Source organism: Sandaracinobacteroides sayramensis, from assembly GCF_022014495.1.
Taxonomy (GTDB): Bacteria; Pseudomonadota; Alphaproteobacteria; order Sphingomonadales; family Sphingomonadaceae; genus Sandaracinobacteroides; species Sandaracinobacteroides sayramense.
Map to the genome: position 1 here is coordinate 119,124 of NZ_JAKLSQ010000018.1, position 19,312 is coordinate 138,435.

14 protein-coding genes and 1 pseudogene are annotated in these 19,312 nt (G+C 60.6%); 6 read left to right on the forward strand and 9 right to left on the reverse strand.

The annotated features are described in order from the left end of the window. The gene (gene nhaA / locus L6Q21_RS13490) at positions 1–1,197 is read right to left on the reverse strand and encodes a Na+/H+ antiporter NhaA (RefSeq protein WP_418895828.1); all 1,197 of its coding nucleotides are present in this window, start codon (positions 1,195–1,197) and stop codon (positions 1–3) included. Beyond that, positions 1,194–2,087 carry a universal stress protein gene (locus L6Q21_RS13495; protein ID WP_237831289.1) on the reverse strand — a complete coding sequence of 298 codons (894 nt, stop codon included), beginning with the start codon at positions 2,085–2,087 and terminating at the stop codon, positions 1,194–1,196. Before L6Q21_RS13495 ends, nhaA begins: the two co-directional genes overlap by 4 nt. Before the next feature lie 62 nt (positions 2,088–2,149). Here L6Q21_RS13495 and L6Q21_RS13500 point away from each other — a divergent pair, with 62 nt between their 5' ends. Continuing rightward, positions 2,150–2,560 (forward strand): hypothetical protein, encoded by a 411-nt coding sequence (locus tag L6Q21_RS13500; protein ID WP_237831290.1) that lies wholly within the window; start codon positions 2,150–2,152, stop codon positions 2,558–2,560. 770 nt (positions 2,561–3,330) lie between these two features. On the opposite strand, the gene L6Q21_RS13505 is transcribed toward L6Q21_RS13500, so the two are convergent. Then, on the reverse strand, positions 3,331–5,130 hold the full coding sequence (locus L6Q21_RS13505) for a helix-turn-helix domain-containing protein (RefSeq protein ID WP_237831291.1): 1,800 nt from the start codon (positions 5,128–5,130) through the stop codon (positions 3,331–3,333). Positions 5,131–5,522: 392 nt separating this feature from the next. Here L6Q21_RS13505 and L6Q21_RS13510 point away from each other — a divergent pair, with 392 nt between their 5' ends. The 3 genes from L6Q21_RS13510 (at position 5,523) to L6Q21_RS13520 (ending at position 8,833) form a co-directional block, all read left to right on the forward strand. Next, positions 5,523–6,425: a hypothetical protein gene (locus L6Q21_RS13510; RefSeq protein ID WP_237831292.1), complete on the forward strand. Its 903-nt coding sequence runs from the start codon at positions 5,523–5,525 to the stop codon at positions 6,423–6,425. Then, positions 6,410–6,751 (forward strand): hypothetical protein, encoded by a 342-nt coding sequence (locus tag L6Q21_RS13515; RefSeq protein ID WP_237831293.1) that lies wholly within the window; start codon positions 6,410–6,412, stop codon positions 6,749–6,751. Before L6Q21_RS13510 ends, L6Q21_RS13515 begins: the two co-directional genes overlap by 16 nt. Before the next feature lie 237 nt (positions 6,752–6,988). Next, entirely contained in the window at positions 6,989–8,833 is a 1,845-nt protein-coding gene (locus L6Q21_RS13520) for a Z1 domain-containing protein (protein WP_237831294.1), read from the forward strand. On the opposite strand, the gene L6Q21_RS13525 is transcribed toward L6Q21_RS13520, so the two are convergent. After that, positions 8,834–10,024 (reverse strand): class I SAM-dependent methyltransferase, encoded by a 1,191-nt coding sequence (locus tag L6Q21_RS13525; protein WP_237831295.1) that lies wholly within the window; start codon positions 10,022–10,024, stop codon positions 8,834–8,836. Positions 10,025–10,186: 162 nt separating this feature from the next. Here L6Q21_RS13525 and L6Q21_RS13530 point away from each other — a divergent pair, with 162 nt between their 5' ends. After that, positions 10,187–10,864, forward strand: coding sequence for a DUF6088 family protein (locus tag L6Q21_RS13530; protein WP_237831307.1), 678 nt, complete (start codon positions 10,187–10,189; stop codon positions 10,862–10,864). 220 nt (positions 10,865–11,084) lie between these two features. Here the strand turns inward: L6Q21_RS13530 and L6Q21_RS13535 are convergent, their stop codons facing one another. The 4 genes from L6Q21_RS13535 to L6Q21_RS13550 form a co-directional block, all read right to left on the reverse strand. Next, on the reverse strand, positions 11,085–13,181 hold the full coding sequence (locus L6Q21_RS13535) for a hypothetical protein (RefSeq protein WP_237831296.1): 2,097 nt from the start codon (positions 13,179–13,181) through the stop codon (positions 11,085–11,087). A gap of 312 nt (positions 13,182–13,493) precedes the next feature. Further along, a complete protein-coding gene (locus tag L6Q21_RS13540) occupies positions 13,494–14,468 on the reverse strand; it encodes a hypothetical protein (protein WP_237831297.1) in 975 nt (324 codons plus the stop codon). Positions 14,469–14,648: 180 nt separating this feature from the next. Further along, positions 14,649–15,074, reverse strand: a complete 426-nt coding sequence (locus L6Q21_RS13545) for an antitoxin Xre/MbcA/ParS-like domain-containing protein (protein WP_237831298.1) — start codon at positions 15,072–15,074, stop codon at positions 14,649–14,651. 296 nt (positions 15,075–15,370) lie between these two features. Continuing rightward, the gene (locus L6Q21_RS13550) at positions 15,371–16,849 is read right to left on the reverse strand and encodes a recombinase family protein (RefSeq protein WP_237831299.1); all 1,479 of its coding nucleotides are present in this window, start codon (positions 16,847–16,849) and stop codon (positions 15,371–15,373) included. Between the two features lie 585 nt (positions 16,850–17,434). On the opposite strand from L6Q21_RS13550, the gene fic reads away from it, so the two are divergent. Then, a complete protein-coding gene (gene fic, locus L6Q21_RS13555) occupies positions 17,435–18,529 on the forward strand; it encodes a protein adenylyltransferase Fic (protein ID WP_237831300.1) in 1,095 nt (364 codons plus the stop codon). A gap of 560 nt (positions 18,530–19,089) precedes the next feature. Here the strand turns inward: fic and L6Q21_RS13560 are convergent. Further along, positions 19,090–19,312 (reverse strand): annotated as a pseudogene (locus L6Q21_RS13560) (hypothetical protein); the annotation flags it as partial.

The following is a 19,312-nucleotide window of genomic DNA, read 5'->3' on the forward strand; positions in this document are numbered from 1 at the left end:
TCAGGAATGTGCTGCTCCCCGGATCGCTGCGGTCTTGGGTTTGTCCGCCATGCGCAGGATGAGGAAGCCGGTGATTGCCGACAGCAGCGAGCCGCCAAGCACGCCGATCTTCACTTCATCCATTAGAAGCGGATCGGTGAAAGCGAGACCACCAATGAACAAGCTCATGGTGAAGCCGATGCCGCACAACATGCAGACGGCATAGATCTGCACCCAATTGGCGTTGGCCGGCTTTGGCCCCAGGCCGAGGCGGATACAACCCCACAAAGCGCCGAATACGCCGATTTGCTTGCCGAGGAACAGGCCAGCCGCAACACCTAGCGGCAGGGGCGCCAACAAATGCTCCACACCGATGCCGGCGAAGGACACGCCCGCATTGGCAAAGCCGAAAATCGGCACGATGGCATAGGCGACCCAGGGCTGGAGCGCATGTTCGAGACGATGGAGCGGTGATTCCTTTCCTTCCGGCGCGGATGGGCCCGCGCGCATGGGAATGAACATAGCGCTCAGCACGCCCGCAATGGTGGCGTGGACACCCGATAGCAGGACCGCCAGCCACAGCAGCGCTGCGAGCGCGAGATAGGGTGCGAGCCGCGACACGCCCATGCGGTTGAGCATGAGCATCCCGCCCATGATCCCCAGCGAGGCCAGCAGAGCAAGGCCGTTGATGTCGTCGGTATAGGCCAGCGCGATGATCGCCACCGCGCCCATGTCATCGACAATGGCGACGGTAACGAGGAACAGCTTGAGCGAGGTCGGCACGCGTTTGCCAAGCAGCGCCATCACCCCGATGGCGAAGGCGATGTCGGTTGCAGCGGGAATCGCCCAGCCGCGCGCCAATCCCGGCGTCGAGCCCGCGATCGCCAGATAAACCAGAGCCGGGACCGCCATGCCGCCCGCCGCCGCGATCATCGGCAAGGCACGGTCCGACCAGCTCGATAGTTGGCCGCCGACGAACTCGCGCTTGATCTCCAGCCCGACGAGCAGAAAGAACAGCGCCATCAGCCCGTCATTGATCCAGTGGAGTAGCGACAGCGGCCCCACATAGACGTGGAGGCTATGGAAATAGCTGTCCGCCAGCGGGCTGTTGGCAACCAGCATGGCGAGCGCGGCGGCGAGCATCAGCAGGATGCCGCCTGCCGCCTCGCTGCGCAGGAAATCGCGCAGGATGGATGGACGCACCTTGTTCATCGTCATGCCTTGTGTTCGCGCACCATCAGCACATCGACATCCGCGGCCGCCAGCAACGCCTCGGCCTGGCTGCCGATGGTCGCATGGGAAAAGCCGCTGCGGCCATGCGTGCCGAGCACGAGAAGGTCCGCACCAGTGCTCTTGAGTTGGCCGAGGATCACGCCACCCGTCTCGCCTTCCTCGGCCAGCGCCTTGATGCGCGCGCTCAGGGGTGAAACGTCCGCATGAGCAAGAAAGGCATCGAGGCCTTCCCAGGCTTCCGCCCGAACCTCCTGCTTGACGTCATCCGACTTGAGCCAGCCCTCATAGGGAACATGGAAAGCATGGATGAGCGTGATGGCCGCATCAGGGAAAAGCCCGGCGGCGGTGAGAAGGGCCGCGCGCGAGCAATCGGACAGATCGGTGGCAACGACCATATGCGTGTAGGGGCCGGTCGCCCGGGCGCGCACGACCAGCACCGGCGCCTCCGCGTTGCGCACGATATGATCGACCGCCGTGCCTAGCATATAGTCGCCGATGCTGTTGTAGCGGGCGACGCCGGCTACGATCAGATCGCTGCCGCGCTCCGCCGCAAGTTGGGTCAACACTTTGGGCGCCGATCCGGTCAGCACCACAAGCTCCGCATCCCGCGCCTCTTGCGGCAGGTCCGCGCGCAGTCGCTCGACAGTCGCGGGATCGGGATCGCCGTCGCCTTTCTCCAGCACATGCGCGATGACCAGCTTGCCGTTCTTTTCGCGTGCAACCTGAAGTGCCCGATCAAGCGGTCGATCCGACCGCGCGGTGAAGTCGCTCGCAAGCAGCGTCTCGAAAACTCTAGCCATGATCGCTCCCCTTTGATGCTCGGTGGAAAACGCGCGACGCGCTGGCGGCGCAACGCGCCAACGGGGCCGCGCCAACAGGCTTGCCCCCGCCCAAAAAGGCGCCGTTCACAAACCGACGAGGAAATGAAATCACGCCATTGTCTGGCGAAATCGAACGCAAGGCTTTCATGCTGCAACGCACTCCCGAAAAACGTATCAACCGTTCTCCGTATTCGAGCAGGATGCCCGGGCGCACGCAGCACACGCCAGCCCACTATGAATATCGTGGCCGCCGGATGGTTTCAACCACCAACGGATCACTCATACACACGCCGCCGTTTGGCTTCCCGGCAGTATCATTCAGCCCCAAGCAATCCCACTGGACAGTTGGCACTTGTGATGGTATGCGGCACCTGCTTCGAGCAAATATTGAAGTAAACTCAACACCTTGCCACGGCAACCGGGTGCCCGTAGGGGTCACCAGCGGCGGCAGTTTACTGCCGCTTTTTGCTGAATCCGGCAAAAGCGGATCAGACGGCTCCCCAGGCATCTCCCTGTCGATCCCTTAACTCATTTCAGCCTTCAGCATCTTGCTTCGCCGTGGCCGTTCCTGGACATTTGCCCTCTAGGAAGCACTTGTCGCAGTCGTTCTTCATCCAAGTCACAACGGTCGCCAACCGTTCATCACTCGAATGTGAGCGTGTAGAGCTTTCGGCCTCGATTCAATTTCACTCATTCCATCCTCCGATTTATATGTGCCCGGTCGCTCTGCTAGTGGCCACAAACGCCTAGTGACTGACGGCCTGTTGATGCTGGGCGCGATCTATGAGGGATTATGGGCGTATGACTCCGGGCGCGCAACCGGGAGAGGCAGTGAGCTTCCGCTAAAGGTCAAATTAGTGACTTATAGGTGAATTTTGTTACTTTTGCCTGCCTGCAATGGGAGTGCCTCACCAGGCATCGCCACTCATCCCGCTACGCATCGGTCGATACACTCCCCGATCGGCGCATCCGAAGAGCAGGTTTTTCCGCAGGCGATCGGCGCGCTCGTGCTGGAGGACTGGCTGGTCCTGCAAATGTCGGTTCTCGCCGACATTGCCGTCATTCCCTGCCTCGGATTAGCTCGTCGATAGTTGCCATACATTCAGGCACTCCCCACGACGGCAATGAGCCGCTTGCGAACTGGCAACTTTCAAGCGATCTACCTCGAAAGCGGACGCTCGTTAATCTGTGCAGACTTACAATCAGCCGCTTCGCTGTCTTGTTTGCGCCGGAGCTTAGTCATGCGTTATCTTGAATGCGGCCGCTCTCAAACCGCCGTTGAGAGTGGGTTGCAACCTCACCGAGGGTCTCCACCTGCCGCCTCGCGCACCATTCGATCAATGTCAGCTACCGTCGCCATGCAGGAAGCGGCGGCATTAGTTTCGCCGCTTAGGTCAAACGTCTCGGCCGCCCCCTCGAAACAGCGCTTGGCCTGCGCGATATCATCGGCGGGATCAACGCCGGCCATGGCGGCCCGTCGCGCTCGTTCCGCGAAGAGACCTCCAGCGTGCACATGGAGCTCGGCCCAGCGAAGCGGGTGCCGGAGTCTCCCGAAGTACTGGGTCGCCAGCGCCAATCGTTCAAGCGCGCGAGACATATTCTGATCTGCAAGCAGTCCACGGTCCTCTAACGCCATCGTCGACAGGGTCGTCGCCAGCCCGCGGTTCGCCTCCCCAAACTGATCGGGGAAGAGCAACTCGGGATACGCTTCGATCGCAGCGTCGAACTCCGCGCAGGCCCGCATGCGCAGGAATCGCCGCCTGCCAGGATCACCCTCGAAGTCCTGCGCGAGTTCCGCCAAGACGAAGCCACGGTTGAGCCGCGCCGATCCCCAGAGCTCGACTACGTAATGATCCTCGGCCGAAGCCACTGCTAGGCCGAACTGCTCGAGGGCGAGTTTCAGCGACTTCCGTCGCTGGTCCTCCGTCTCACCGCGGCGCTGAGCCATGTGTACGGCCCCCATGCTGTTGTGGACGGTCGCGACCAGCTTCGGCAGTTCTTCCTCAGCCATAAGTAAGGCGGGGCCATAGGCCTCGAGGGCGCGATCACGGTGTCCAGCGTCCGGCTCTACGCGATCGAGCGACAGATGCACATTCCCGACCTGGATCCGCGAGTAGATCGCGAAGTCCGGCTCCTGCTCGGACGGCAACGCCCCGACCGCCGACTCCGCGAATGCCAGAGCCTGCCGGACGAGCCCCTCGTCGATGCGAGAGGGGTCGTGCACCCCCTCCCTGTTGTAGATCAACGAGCGTCTGTAATCGGCGATCGCGCCCTCGACCGGGTCGGCGGCGACGAAGGGATGGGCAGCGAGCTCGTCGAGCAGTCGGCGCGCAACGCCGAACTTGTCTATTAGCGACCGGCGAGAAGTCTCGTAGACCTTGCCCGCCAGCATGGCGAGGAGGTCCGCCCCGAGTTCCGGCTCGAACGGATCGAACATCCGCGCCGCGTCGCGGTACATCGCGAAGGCTCGGTCACCGTCATCCGCCACGAGCGCCGCGTCACCCCGAAGGACGCGCAGTTCCGACTGACGGCCGACCTCCACCAGGGTACGCTCCCGCTGATGCATCTCCTCAGCCTTGAGCAGCAAACGGTCGACGGCGTCAAGATCGCCTCCGCTCAAAGCCACCAAAGCCTCATCGCGAAGGCGGCCCACACCGACCTCCACGGCGTCGATCTCCTCGATCCGGCCGCGCAGCCCGTGCCACTCGACCGCCTTCTCGCGCAGGTGGTCCTCGATCTCGGCGAGCGAGGCGTTCGGTCGCGCGAGCTCGAACCTGGCGGCTGCAGCCTCAAGAAGCGCACGCGCATGGCGGTACGCGAGCTCCAGTTCGGGATCCGGCTGCCATGGCGCTGAGGCGGCGCAGGCGTCTAGTTCCTCCTCGGTAATGCCCAAGGCCACGATTAGCGGGTCGATGGTCCTGGGTTGCGGGTCGGCGACTAAGCCGTTCTCGATCTCGCTAATGCGACGGACCTTGGCACCTGTCCCAAAAGCGTCCTCGGCAAGCTGCAGCTGGGTTAGTCCCTGCACCCTCCTCTTGCGCTTCACCAATGCCCCGAACGCTGCTCCGAAAGTGCTCCCCATAGACTCCGCAACCATTCCGCATCCCTTCCGCATGTCAACCGCAAATCGCCGGTGCCGCTTTGGGGGAGAACTACGGCAGCCACCGCTCCGGTTGCCAACAGCATAGGGATCCTAATCGGATGGACATACTGCAAACTTGGTTCGCGACTGTTGACGCAACCGACGTCGCAAGGCTTGGCGCCGAGATACGGCTTGTTGAGCTTCTGTGGTCGGTCGGCAGCCGCGTCTGGCGGCTAGCCCGAGCGAGAAAGAGGCGATCGGCTATGTTGATCAGACAAGAAGCGTGCCGGGATATACGTTCGCGAGCCTGCAAAAAAATCGACCAGCGAAGCGACGATGGCGAGTAGCACCAAGGGGGGGCGTCGCTTAAGGTTGTGGCCTAGAATTGGGAGGAGTGCCAAGGCCATATGATCCAAACGGCAGGCTATGTCTTGCTCATCACCGATTCGTCTCGCGCGGACGAGCTTGCTGCCTATGCCGACGACGACATGGAGTTTGCGGAATCGGTCCCATCATTCAGTGTACCGTCCCGCGATCGGCTGCTTGCCTTGCTGTCGCTATCCCCTGGCTTCATCACGCACGTCTCTCGAGCAAAGCGAGGGCGAACTTCGGCGACCAGCCGACGCCAGCTCAACCTGATGCGTACGGTGGCGCTCAATGCGCCAATCGCCATCGAGGAGCTTCTGGGCTTGTTTCCCGTCGCGCTGCTTGATCGGCTACGCAGTGTGTTCGAAGATGGCGGACTCATCACCGTCAAGCAGTGGGCGGTTGTTCAGGACATACTGGTCAACGCGTTCGATGAGGTTCGCGACGCGATCGAGCGCTTGGTACCCTACCGCGAACGGGTGATTGATGAGATGTCGGCAACCGAGCGCGAGACGATGGCGCTCGAGCATGAAGCTGTCGCCGCCGCCTTGAGGTTGGCCGGTTTTGACGAAGGCGAACGCGAAGCCAGTCTCGCCTGGAACCCCTCCGAGCGGGCCCGAACAGCTTCCTTCCTTAACGGGCTCAATGCGGTGCCACTCCGCGAGGACACGATGATCCGGTCGTTCCGGGATTCGAGCGGCTCGACCAGACCAAGTTCGGGGCCTTGCGCTTCGAGAATGACGACACACGGCTCATCCTCTTGCACGCCAATCATCAGCGGCTCGAGGAGACGCTCGGGGTCGACCTCATCTACTATAATCACAGCTTCCATTCTTTTGTCTGCGTCCAGTACAAGGCGATGGAGCAGGAACATTCCGGAGCGGTGTTCCGCTTTCCCAAGGACGATCTCACCAAGGAAATCGCGCGGATGGATTCCGCGCTGAACCTGTTGGGTGAGGTCGCGCGAAACGCCGAGCCGAACGGCTTCCGGCTCAACGAGAACCCCTTCTTTCTGAAATTCTGTCCACGTGTTGTGTTCGAGCCTGACAAGCCTGAACTCATTCGCGGCATGTATCTCCCGATCGACTATTGGCGGATTCTCGAACAGCATCCTACGACGCTCGGGCCGCGTCAGGGCCGGCAGCTGACCTTCGACAATGCGGGGCGTCATCTCGACAATACCGGCTTCATCTATCTCGTGTCGAAAGGCTGGATCGGCAGCACACGGCGCAGTCGACCGTTCTCGGTGACATCGTCAACGCGATTCTGAGCGGACAGCGCTCGGTTACCCTGGCCGTGAAGTTCGACAAGCGCGACCCAAGCGATCCGCCTGCGCGCGTCCACGTCGACTTGTCCGGCGGCACCCACATCGGAGAGCCGCCCGCGGAAGTCCACGTCTATCGATCGGATTGAACTAAGCGAATTGGATAAAGTTGATGCTCGATTTCTGCACCTGAAGTTCTATCTTGGGTGGTGAAGACGCATCGCGGGGACGGGGGTGTCGAACTTGTTGGATCTTGCCAAGTACAAGGCAAAGGCAAAGCTCGCCAATCGCTACGAGAAGCAGCTGGAACGCCTGAAGGGTGATGACATCGCAACCGGCAGCATCGAGGCCGCTGTCGAGGGAGCGATTCAGAACTTGACCACAGCGGCGAATGGCGCGCTGGTCATCTACGGCGAGCCGCAAAGTGGCAAGACCGAGATGATGATCTGCCTGACCGCCAAGCTGCTCGACGCTGGCCATAAGATCATTGTCCACCTCATGAATGACAGCGTTGATTTGCTGTCGCAGAACCTTCGCCGCTTTAAGGCATCCGGGCTCGCGCCAGCGCCAAAGAACCTGTCCGAGCTTTTGCAGATCGCGCCGGCGCAAAACCCGCCTGAGCTTGTGGTGTTCTGTAAGAAGAATGCGCGCGACCTCGAGAAGCTGATCGAGCGGATCAAGGATATAGGCAAAGTCGTCGTGATCGATGACGAGGCCGATTATGCTACTCCGAATGCGAAGGTAAACCAGGGCACCAAGACCACGATCAACAATCTCGTCGGCCAGCTGATCAGCAACGGCGGCATTTACGTCGGAGTCACGGCAACACCCGCCCGGCTGGACCTCAACAACACGTTCCAGAACGACACCGAGAAGTGGGTGAACTTTCCACCACACGCCAAATATACCGGTCAGGACGTGTTCTTCCCGCTCGACAAGAAGGCGCCCTATCGGCTCGTCTATTTGCAGCAGGGCGGCAATCCGCAGGATGCGCGCGATGCTCTGGTCCGCTTTCTCGTCACCGCCGCCTATATGAACACCGTCGTTAACGACAAGGAAGAGAACTTCACCATGCTGGTCCATACCAGCGGGCGGAAGCTCGATCACGAAATCGATCGGATCACTATCGAGGAGGCGGTGCACGCGCTCACCGAAACCGATAACGATGCCTTCGACGACCTCGTCATGCGCGTCCATGCCGCCGCGCAGAACCTTTACCCCGCAGTCGACGCCGATCAGCTCACCTCTTATGTGGTGGAGAATGCGTCGCGTGCGAGCCTAGTGGTGCTGAACAGCGAGCGCGATCGCAAGGCTGCTGGGGAAAGTGCGACCGAGCCCAGCTCGCCGTTCACGATCATCATCGGCGGCAACATCGTCTCGCGCGGCGTGACCTTTCCCAATCTGCTGTCTATGTTCTTCACTCGTGACGTGAAGCACAAGCTGCAGCAAGATACGTACATCCAGCGCGCGCGGATGTTTGGCGCTCGCGGCGCCTACCTTAAGGATTTCGAACTCACCATTCTGACGCAGCTCTACGCAGATTGGCATCGCTGTTTTGTGTTTCACCGCCTCGCCTTGCAAACCGTCGAGAGCAGCCTTGGTTCGCCGGTGTGGATTGGCGACAGCAAGGTGGCGGTCGCGTCGGATTCGAGCATCGATAAAGCAACGGTGGTGCTCGACAAGGGCGAGATGTCATTCGGGATCTTCGATTTCGATGCCGAGCTCGATCAGATCGTGCTGGGCGCTCAGACCGACATAGCTACGCTCCACGCCTTGCGCACAAAGCTTGGCAATGACGCGCTGCCCCAATTCCTGATCGATTATATCGGGGCGGTCATGGCTGGCGGCGGCGGAACGCTCGCCGTACATACTGCGTCAAGCATCGCCGGATACGGCGATAACGCCAATCAGACCGCTATCTCTCGTGACAAGGGCTTGCTGGGCAATCCCCAGCTCGAGCTGAAAAAATTCCCGACCGCGGCCCATCATGTGAAAATCTTCTTCAACGCCGAGAACCGTGCGCGCGTCTTCTACAAATATCGCGGCAGCCTGCAGTTCATCCAGAACCTCAACACGGTGGTGACCTGATCAGGCCTGCGCGAAGGTCAGGATCGTCTCGGTGCGCATGCGTTTGCCAAGCGAGTCGCTGGTCATGGGCAAATAGCGACTGCGCTGTGGCAGCGGACGTTCAGTCTCGCTCACGAGAGACAGGCCGGCGTTACGCGCGGCCGTAGCGACCGCGTCCGAGTTACGGATGAAGGTGCCGCGAAGGCAGGAATTGCCCATGACGAAGGTTGCGTGCGCGCCGGCCTTGAGCACGCGGGCGATCTCGCTGACCATCCGCTTGATGTCCTGAACATAGCGTTTGATCATCGACTGGAATTTGTTGGGCAGCTGGTCGACCGCGCCCATCGCCTGCTGCATCTGCATCAGGATGGCCGCTTCGTCGATGGCATCGGGGGCGCGTTCGGCGCCGATGCTGCTTGACCGGATGGTACGCAGGTCGCCCAGGCGATGACCGAGCCAGATCAGCGACAGGCGGTGGCCCCGCATATAATCGATGGCGTTGAGATACGGTGGCGATGTGAGCACCGCGTCGATGCTGCGATCCTCGAGCGCAGTAAGCGTGCGCGCGTCGCCAAGCCCGATGGCGGCGCCGCCGACGGGCGGGGCATCCCTAAGGCGCTTCTGGACAGCGTTGATCGACCGCGCGAACATCGGCTGCACATCAAAGTCGTTTTGCTCGGCAACCTTGTGAGGCCGGCTGTGCGACACGTCACGCGCCAGGGAAGCGCCTTTGTCTTTGGTGATGATCAGCCGGCTAAGCGAGATCCGCAGGAGATCAATGGCAAGCTGGTCCGCCGGATCGGTGAGTTCGCGGCCAAGTTCATCGAGGACGAAGGCGATCCGGCGCAGGTCGCCTTTCTGCGGTTCGGCGAACCAATAGTCGACGAAGTCGGACGTCTCGGCATCATCGTCCATCCAAGGGAGCTTGATCTCGTCGGGCTGGATCGCCGCGATCCGCTTGGTGACGCGGTTCGCTATACTTTCAACAAGCTTCTCGTCCACCGAAGTGGTCCAGACGCGCGTCATCAGCACGGCCAGCGGGTCCATGTCGAAGCCGACGGCGCTATGGCCGAGGTCGGTTGCTTGGCGAAGAACCGTTCCTGAGCCCGCCATCGGGTCGAGCACAAGGCCTTTGTGCCGGAGATCCTGGAGTTTTTCGAGCGCCAGTTCGGGCGCCATGCGTGCGGGAAACGGATGAATGGAGCGGATCACGTTCAGCCTCCCTGCCTACGATGATTTGTCCGAAACTTACAGCGTTTTTCGGACAACGTAAAGCACGTGTTGCGTTTGTCCGAAACTTACCGTATTTTTCGGACAACGAGGTGCAACATGCGTGGACCGACAACCGATCTCAAGGCGCAAGTCTTGGAGCGCATGACCGCAACGCCGACTGCCGTATGGACACCGATCGACTTTCTCGACCTCGGCGCGCGCGTCGCCGTCGACAAGGTGCTGCAGCGCCTCGCCAAGAGCGACAGCATCGCTCGCCTCGACCGCGGCCTCTATTATCTGCCGCGCAAGAACAACCCGACGGGCCGGATCAACATGCCTGACGCCCACGCAATTATCGACGCCGTGGCTCGGCGCGACCAAACCCGCCTTCTTATCGACGAACTGACAGCGGCGAACGATCTCGGTTTCACTACAGCCGTCCCCTCCCAAGTCGTGGTCCTGAGTGACGCGCGTCTACGATCGATCCAACTCGGTAACCAGGAGATCCGCTTCAAGCAGGCCGCTCCGAGCAAGCTCTTCTGGGCCGGCCGGCCTGCGATGCGCATCGTCCAAGCGTTGCACTGGCTGCAGGACATGATTCAGACTGGCCAGGCCGAGAAAGCGACCGACAGGATACGCGACCTGCTGCGCGATCCTGCACGCGGGCAGGTGTTGCGCGACGATCTGCGCGACGGCCTGCCTACGCTGCCGATCTGGATGCAGAACTATCTGCGCGACATGCTCGACGAGGCCGATCCGGCGTTGCCGCTCCCATTTGGAAAGCCATCCCGGCGATCATCCGCCGAAGCCAGGCCGCGCCGGTTAAGAGGATCAGCATGAACAAAGCATTCGGACGAGTCTCGCGACAGCTACAGAGGATCCGCCAAGCAGGCTAGGCGGGAAAGCATCTATTTACTGCCGCTAGCTGGCGGGCTGAATGAACGACCGCCTCTTGAGGCGCGTTGCCGACGGGCAGCCTATGCCGAATCAATTCGGCAGTTTATGGGCCGTTCAGGCGATCGCCAATGCGGAAATTGAGCTATAGCGCGGTCAATTATACTTATTCCCGTTTGAAGTTCCGCAGTATCACATCGTGATGTGACTCCAATCCAAGATAGAGCTGCTGGGTCATGTCGGCGAGTTCCCGCAGATTATCCGGGCGTACATAGGCTGGTGCGATAATTTCAGCATGACGGCCGCCGCGCGCGCTCCAGCTCTGCGAAAGATTGTGATCGGCGAACAGTTCGATTCCAGTGAGGATGATGACCGGCGCCCGGGATTCCGACCGCGCGTCCTCGTAGTGCCGGCCCCATCGCGCCAGCTCGCTCAGCCGAGCTATCTCCTCCTTGGTGAGGTCCGAGGGCTGCCGCATCGTCGCGAACACCAGCGCGGCACCGGGGAACGCGATCGCCAGCTGCTTCATCCGGGAAACGTCCTCGGCGGTGAAGGCGTCCTTCCCGAAGCTCTTCGCCTCTCCGAAGACGAGCTGCGTCGAATGGGGTGAGCCGAGCAGCTCTTGGCGCCGGTACCAGAGGATGAAATCGGCCTCGACCGTTTGCTTACTGGACAGGGTCAATTCCTGACCGGCGCACCAGGTTATGCGCGATTCCGTGACGCCGCTCAGCACCTCCGCGAAGAAGCGCATCGATAGGGCGGCGGCATAGCCGCCCTGGGCATAGTTGGGCTGCGCGAAAGGGCCGATCAGCCGGTACGCCCAATTTGCCCGATCTCGGTCCGTCGGATTGATCGCGGGGAAGCTATAGCGCTTGAGGCAAAGATGGCATTTCAGCTCGGCGTCCAGCTCCGCGAGCGCATACCAGCTCCAGCTTCCGCATTTATCGCAGCTCACCTCGAGCCCGAGCTCGACCGCGTTCTTCTCGACCAGCACCTTGAAGGCGCCGCGGTTCCAGAGCTTGTCCTTCACCGCATCCTTGATGCGGTTGCGGAACCGATGGTGCTCCATGCTCTTGTTGACTGGCCGCCGGCTGATGTCGTTCAGCAGCTTCACCACCGCCTCGCTGGCGAGAGCCGACACCCACGGAAATCCGCCAAGGGTCTCGATGATCTGCTGCGTCGCGCGGCCAGATCCGGAAAGCGTCGTCTTGATACCGCGATCGGCAAGCCAGGTTCCGATCGCGGATGGATGGCTTTCCAGCGACCAATAGTGTCGCTGGGTCGAGTAATCCGCGAGGACGACATATCCCTCGCTCGTCGGCAAGACGCGCCCGCGGCCGCCGCCAAATGTTGGTATCTTCGGATCGCGATAGTCGTCGGGATAGACCGTGGCGAAATCGTTGTCCCACCGATTTCCGTCGATGCGAACCACATTCACCCATCGAGCCCGTCCGCCCACCAGCGCATCGAAGTCGGGCTCGAGGCCGTCGAAGCGAATGCCCGGCCTGTCTCCGGTCGCCGGCGCGTCCCGCGTCGCTTCCTTCGCCGTGATGACGGGCCGCGTGGGGCTGACCATGCTCTCCGGCGCGGGCCGCCAGATCGGGGGATACCAGGGCTGGACGCAGTTCGCGCCCTCCACCTCAACCCGCAAATGCTCCTGGAAGATCGCCTCGATCGACTCCTCGGGGATCGAGCGCCCGAACATAACGCTCGGCCGGATCTTCGTGCCAAACTGGTTGCCGGGGATGGGACGAAAATTCTCGATCACGAACTTTCGCGCGAAGCCCGACAGCTCCTTGACCAGCTGCAAGGGGATGGGAACGACCGGAGCGACGCTGGCGCGCAGGTTCCAATAGTCGATCAGGTCGGCGGGGCTCGTTCCGTCGAGGACGAATAGGCGCGGGTCGATGTGCCTCGAATATCGCACCTCCAGCTTGAAATGCGTGAGATGGAGCGGGTTGAGCCAGTTGTTCTCAAATATCTCGCCGGCGTTGGCCGGGCTGAGCCGAAGTACCTCGGGCGTGAAGACCTGGTCGAAGATGCCCTCAAGCTCGTGCAGCATGCCCTTGGCTGGGAATGCCCCGAAGATGCACGCCGCCAATGCATCCAGGCTAGGGTCCTTGCTGAGGAATCGGACGATCTTTTCGGGCTCGCGGCGGCTGAACTGGAACTCGGAGCGATAGAGATCGCGATAGAGTGAAAACATCTGCAGCCCGCAGGCGCTGATATAGGCTGCATCGAGGCGCCCGAATTTCGGCTGCATATCGTCGATCGCGATAACGCGGTCCTTGTGGAATCCCAGCGCAGCAGCCTGGCCCGGCCTCGTCTCGACGAGTATGTCCGGCTCGAAATAATCGAGATAGCCGTTGACGATCTGCTCGGCGGTTTCGCGGGTGCCATGCCGGTCCCACCATCCGGGCACGGAGGAGAGCATCGGCACGATCGGATTATACTTGCCTCCCCAGAGGCACGTGTTCGTCTCGAAGACACGCTGGACCGCCTCCATGTCATCAGGCGCAGCGAGATAGACGAACCGGGTGGGGCGTAGCCGAACATCGAGACGCATAGCCGGTGCCTATTCCTCGATCCGTGGCGCGCCTCGCGCGAGCACCCGGACCTCGGCGGACCCGTGAATGATGCCACCACCCACCGGCTCCGGAGCCGAGCCCGCGACGATCTCGAGCTGGATCTGCTGGGGTGGAATGTTGTCGCCATCGAGCTGGATCAGCAGCCGGTAGGTTCCCGCCTCTCCGAGCAGCTGCTGATACTCGATCGGCAATCGCTTCCGGTCGCGGAACAGCCAGGTCTGACCTCCGAAACGCACTCCGCCGATCCAGATGCGCTGCTGCTGGGCGGGCGCGATGTCGATGCTGAGGCTGCCCTCCGGATCCTCCTTGCTCCATGGAATCTCGAGGGTGCCGACGATACGAAGCGCGCTGTCGCCCTCGGGTGTTGTCCTAATCATCTCCAGCAGGCGCGCGCGGCATCCGCGCGCGGCCGTCTCGCCATCATTGGTGCAGTGAAGCGCGACGACATCCATCTTCCATCCTGTGACTACGGTCTGGCGCTTGCCGCTCAGTGATTCTGACGTCGTTCCTTTCAGGCTGATCGACTGGATCACCGGCGGCTCGGGCAGCACCAGCCGCAGCGCCGGCTGTCTCAGCTTCTCGATCGCCGCACGCGCCGCACGCTCGTCTCGCAGCAGCCAATAAGGGGCTTGGATCAGCCGGATCAGGATGATCGCTGGAAACAGCCCGAGGAACAGGATGTTCGGCACCGAGGACACAGCCTTCTCGATCGACGCCGGCGGATGCCAGAAGAGGAGTCCGACGCCAATGAGGAGCGATACCGAACTTACCAAGCCCTCGACGCGCTTAAACCAGCCAGCGAAAGCGCGCTTCACGCACCCCCAGCAGAATCGAAAGAACCCCATTCCCATTGAGCAACAATAGAGCGAGTTCAGATTCTGAATAGAGTTCTGATGGAGCATGCCGCCAGCAATCCCACCAAGCTGCGGCGAGATCGCCGCTAGGCCGAACGTCCGCTTCACGCTTCACCTGCCTGAGAGCGGACTAACCGGATCATCCAACATAGCTACCACTACATTTAATCGCGGAAAGAAGGGAAAAGGCGGCAACTCACTAAACTTGGCGCATAGAGTCCGAGCAACGTTGCGCTATGTGGAGTGCTCCACGCTCCCCCCGGGTTCTTGAATGCGCCGGAGAGCATTTTATTGATAGTCTGACGCGCCTTCCGCCGCGCGCACCACGTCATCAATCCTGCCCTTGCGGAGCCATTCGACTGGTTCGATGCCGCCCGTGAAGCGGTTAGGCGTCACCACCCATTCCCATGCGGTTTCATCATGGTCGAAATGCGCCCGCACTTTATCCAGACCTGCGATCGGCGCTCTCTGCTCGAATTGCCGCAATGGGTAGACATAGTTTCGGACGCCTTTGCGAAATGCAAAAATCCTGTGCGCGCGACGCCAGTTGTCGAGCGATGTCCGGGACACTCCGAGACGTGCAGTTATATCTCCCGCTCCGAGCAGGTCAGAAGCCGCCCACTCGTCGATCTCATCCGTGACCGTCAGCTTGTCGAGCCGAGCAATCGCAACCGGTTCGGGAAGCACATCGCCGATGCCTTTTCCGATCATCATGCGCGCGGGCCGCATATTCTCGGCGACTGACACGACAGCACGCACAAGCCTTTCGGCGTCAAGTTCCGAACGCTGTAGCAAGACCCCAAGTTCGCGCAGAGTTGCTATGCTGGCTGACCAATCTTCTGCTGGAAGAGGGCCGTTACCGCTTCGAGAGCATCTTGACGAGTTCCGAGTGAAGCTTGCTTCATGAGCCACTCCCTGTGCCTGATATGGAAATACTGACAAATTTGTTAACTACCCCCGCGATGCTGGGCGGTATGGCTCGCTTCCCAGCACCGCAAGTAGTCTGGAACTCAGGCCGCCTCAAACACCTCCTCCCAGAGACCGTGCCCATGGCCCCTCTCCATATCGAGGCTGAGCATGGCATTGTACCGAGCGATCAGCCTCCGCGTCTCTGATGAGGGATCCTCGAAGAGATTTTGGAGAGCGCCGACACCGGGCGCTGATCGATCCGCGGCATCGGGTTGCCTTATTTCGCTCAACCGCTGGATCATAAGCTCGAAAGGCCGCTGGAATGTCACGCTCAGTTGCTGATTGGCCCATGTGCATTGCGACAGCAGCAAGCCCAGCATTTCGCGCTTGGCCTCCGACGGCAGTGCAGGCAGGTTCCGCCAGGCGCTGCGCCCCATATCGAGCAGCTTGATCCCGTCCCGTGCCAGCGCACCCGGCGCTCCGCCAAGCTGGCCTTTCCTTCGAAACGGACCTGCTCCCTCATCCTGCTCACTTTCGGGTGCGCTCACCCGGATGCACTGTCGAACGGCGTCGAACTCATCGTCGCTGCATTCAAGCTGGCGTAGCACCTGGACCAACCGCTCCTCAAGCGCCTCCTGACGCAGATAACGCTCGGGGCATTTCCCGTGATAACCACTGCAATGATAATAGATATACCGGCCCTTCTTGATCTCGGCGACGACGGCACATCCGCAATGCCCGCATGTGATCAGGCCAGTAAACGGGAACACATGCGGTTCCGCGCGGACATTGGACGATGCCCTGCCGTCCATGATATTCTGCACCGCTTCCCAAAGCTCCGTCGATACCAGCGGCTCATGGAAACCGGCATAGGTCTCGCCCATCCAGTCGAACGATCCGGTGTAGAAGCGGTTACGCAAGAGCCGGTGGACCGTTCCCCTGCAAACGGGACCCTTGCCCCGCCTTCCCCGCAAGCCTGCCAGGCGGGCCTTCCTCGTCAGCGAGGTCAAGGTAAAGCGTCCGGTGGCGAACCATTCGAACAGAAGCGAGATTCGGGGACCGACTTCGGGATCGACGATCACGACCTTGCGACCCCCAGGATCAAGGACATTGGCATAGCCGATCGGCGCATAGGACGGCCACAGCCCTTGCCGCGCCTTCTCGACCATCCCCTTGGTGGCTTCCTCGGAGAGATTGTCGATATAGCTCTTCGCCATCAACACCTTGATGCCGTGCATGAATTTCTCCGAGGATCGGCAGTCGTCGGAGAGGACAAAATTCTCTTTCACGAAATGCACTTCGATGCCGAGATCGTCGACGATCGCCCAGTCCTTGATGTTCCGGTAGAGCCGGTCGGTCTTCTCGACGAGCAGAATGCGGATGCCGGGGTTGCGGCGGAGATAACGCAGCATCTCCCCGAACGCTGTCCGCCCCACCTTCCGGGCTGTCTCAACGTCGATATGGCTGCTGGCGATGGTCAGCCCATGGAGGGCGGCATAGTCTTCCAGCAGCTTGACCTGCGCGGGGATCGAATAGCCTTCCCGCTGCTGGTCCCTCGTGGAGACCCGGGCGTAGAGCACCGCCTTGCGGGGGCCTGATCCCTGCGATTTTGCCTAGTTCTTTCCATACCGGTTTCCTGCACTTCTTGGTCGCGCCAACGCTGTTCACTCCCTGTTACTCTCCCCCGGACGGGAGGGGCGCACCCAAAAGCAGAAATGGGAACTCGACGCGAGGCTATGTTGGCGCGAACGGCTTGTGCTGGAAACATGGCGGCGGGTCACAGCCATATGGCGCCATCGAGGCAGTCGGCGGATTTCATTTGGACGCCACCAAAATTTCAGATGGGCGCGCAGTTTCTTTCATTCGGGTGTCTTCAGGGACGTTCCTGACACTACTCAGCCCAGCTGGACCGACCCTTCGCCAACCCCTCCAAGATAATGACTACGTTCGCGCCACTTTCGTGCATCAAGCTGGAAAACACGTTTCCCGGCAATCGAGCTTCGAGAACCATGTCGCCTAGCCCCATCAATCCCACCCTCCGGCGCCGTGGCGCTATGCGTCGATGAACAGGCCTCCCGCGCTCGCCGCCAAACGGTAAGAACCGATATGTCGAAGCGATCGACATATCGATTGAACGTGTCGAATATTCCCCTAAACATCGACATATGACATTCGACGCTACGACACCCTATAACGCACTACCGTCCCTGCCCCCAAACGCCTTGCTGGAATCGGCTGCCGTACTGAAAGCCTGCATTTCCGCCCGGGCGGCCCTCGCGGACCTGAAAGCCATCGGGGCCGTAATTCCGAACCAGAGCATCCTCATCAACTCGATCCCGCTGCTCGAAGCGCAAGCCAGCTCGGAAATCGAGAACATCGTGACCACGGGCGACAGACTCTTCCAATTCGCGGGTACGCCAACGGATAGCGGTATCGATCCGGCAACCAAGGAGACCCTGCGATATCGCACCGCCCTGGCGAACGGATTCGCCAGCCTCGCTGATCGGCCCCTGTCGACCCGGACGGCAGTGGAGATCTGTTGCACGATCAAGGGGACCGATATGGATGTGCGGCGGACACCGGGAACGGCGCTCGCCAACGACCGCACGGGCGAGGTGATCTACACGCCGCCGCAAGGCGAGCCGCTGCTGCGCGACCTGCTCGGTAACTGGGAACGATACATCCACGACCATGGTAGTGTAGACCCTCTGGTAGCGCTGGCCGTCCAGCATTACCAGTTTGAGGCGATCCATCCGTTCACCGACGGCAACGGCAGGACCGGGCGCGTCCTGAATCTGCTCTTCCTCGTGAGCCACGGCCTGCTTGATCTGCCGGTCCTCTATCTCAGCCGCGCGATCATCCGCCGCAAGAGCGATTATTACCGGCTACTGTTTGACGTGACCGCCCACGGCAAATGGGAGCCGTGGCTGCTGTTCATGATCGATGCCGTAGCCGAAACGGCCACCTGGACCAGCGCCAAAATCCGGGCAATCCGCGTCCTCCTCGACGAAACCGCCCAGACTATGCGGACCAAGGCGCCTCGCATTTACAACCGTGAGTTAGCGGAACTCATATTTTCCCAGCCCTATTGCCGTATCGGGAATGTCGTCGAGGCTGGCCTCGCCAAACGCCAGACCGCCTCGGCCAATCTCAAGGCATTGGCATCGATCGGCCTTCTGGAAGAGCGGAAGGCCGGGCGCGAACGCCTGTTCGTCAACCCGTCCCTGCTTCACCTCCTGATAGCTGACGAGCAAGAGTAACAAAATTGGCACCTAGAGTGGAATGACGTTTGTCTGACTCGTTGGGGATTCCCAAGCGGGTTGAGATGTGAATCATTGTGCTGGAAGGCAGCAGGGATAGCGAAGTCTTTGCCGATGAACCTGTGTGAGCGGGTTGTATCGAAGATGCTGATCAGCTCACACTGCAAAATGCAACAAAATCGACCTGAAGCGGCAATGTTGTGCCTGGCTGCCTTGCATGTCACGCTCGGATAGACTTATCTCGGCTTAGGTCGATTTTGATCGTCGCCAGCCCGCCAGTCGCTGGGCGTGTTGCCGGCATCACGGTCGATCGGCATGATTGCATACCAAAGCACGAAACAGGTGAAATTGAACTTGGGTCCAAAGGCGCTACACGCTCGTATGCGAGTGATGAACCCTTTGTACCTGGTGCTACGAAATTAACCTGGGCCAAGCTGGAGGCATGCCGGTTGAAATTAGGCTGCGTTCAAAAACGCGGCTCGGTAGCGTTCGACTATTTTTCTAGATTCGACACTTGGAACCTTGAAAAAGTTCGAAACGTCAACAAACAGGGTCACCAGTCAAGTGGTATATTGTGTTGAATTTGCACGATAATTTAGAAGATATTGGAGGCTGATACCACAAGCTTTCCCACATTTTTCGTGGGGGGTGATGGTATGATTCGGGCTATAGTGGGACTGTTCCCGGCTCGCGGCGGTCGTTTCCCTGACACTATCTACCCCCTGACCTGCTCCCCAGAAATCATGCCATTGGTAAGTTAGCTCGTCAGATGGAGACGAGTGA

What these genes read in the sequence shown, in the direction of transcription:
- L6Q21_RS13510 (WP_237831292.1), top strand. Translation starts at nt 5,523, where the DNA reads ATGATCCAAACGGCAGGCTATGTCTTGCTCATCACCGATTCGTCTCGC.
- fic (WP_237831300.1), top strand. Translation starts at nt 17,435, where the DNA reads ATGACATTCGACGCTACGACACCCTATAACGCACTACCGTCCCTGCCC.
- L6Q21_RS13535 (WP_237831296.1), bottom strand. Translation starts at nt 13,181, where the DNA reads ATGCAGCCGAAATTCGGGCGCCTCGATGCAGCCTATATCAGCGCCTGC.
- L6Q21_RS13545 (WP_237831298.1), bottom strand. Translation starts at nt 15,074, where the DNA reads ATGATGATCGGAAAAGGCATCGGCGATGTGCTTCCCGAACCGGTTGCG.
- L6Q21_RS13515 (WP_237831293.1), top strand. Translation starts at nt 6,410, where the DNA reads ATGGATTCCGCGCTGAACCTGTTGGGTGAGGTCGCGCGAAACGCCGAG.
- L6Q21_RS13505 (WP_237831291.1), bottom strand. Translation starts at nt 5,130, where the DNA reads ATGGTTGCGGAGTCTATGGGGAGCACTTTCGGAGCAGCGTTCGGGGCA.
- nhaA (WP_418895828.1), bottom strand. Translation starts at nt 1,197, where the DNA reads ATGACGATGAACAAGGTGCGTCCATCCATCCTGCGCGATTTCCTGCGC.
- L6Q21_RS13530 (WP_237831307.1), top strand. Translation starts at nt 10,187, where the DNA reads ATGACCGCAACGCCGACTGCCGTATGGACACCGATCGACTTTCTCGAC.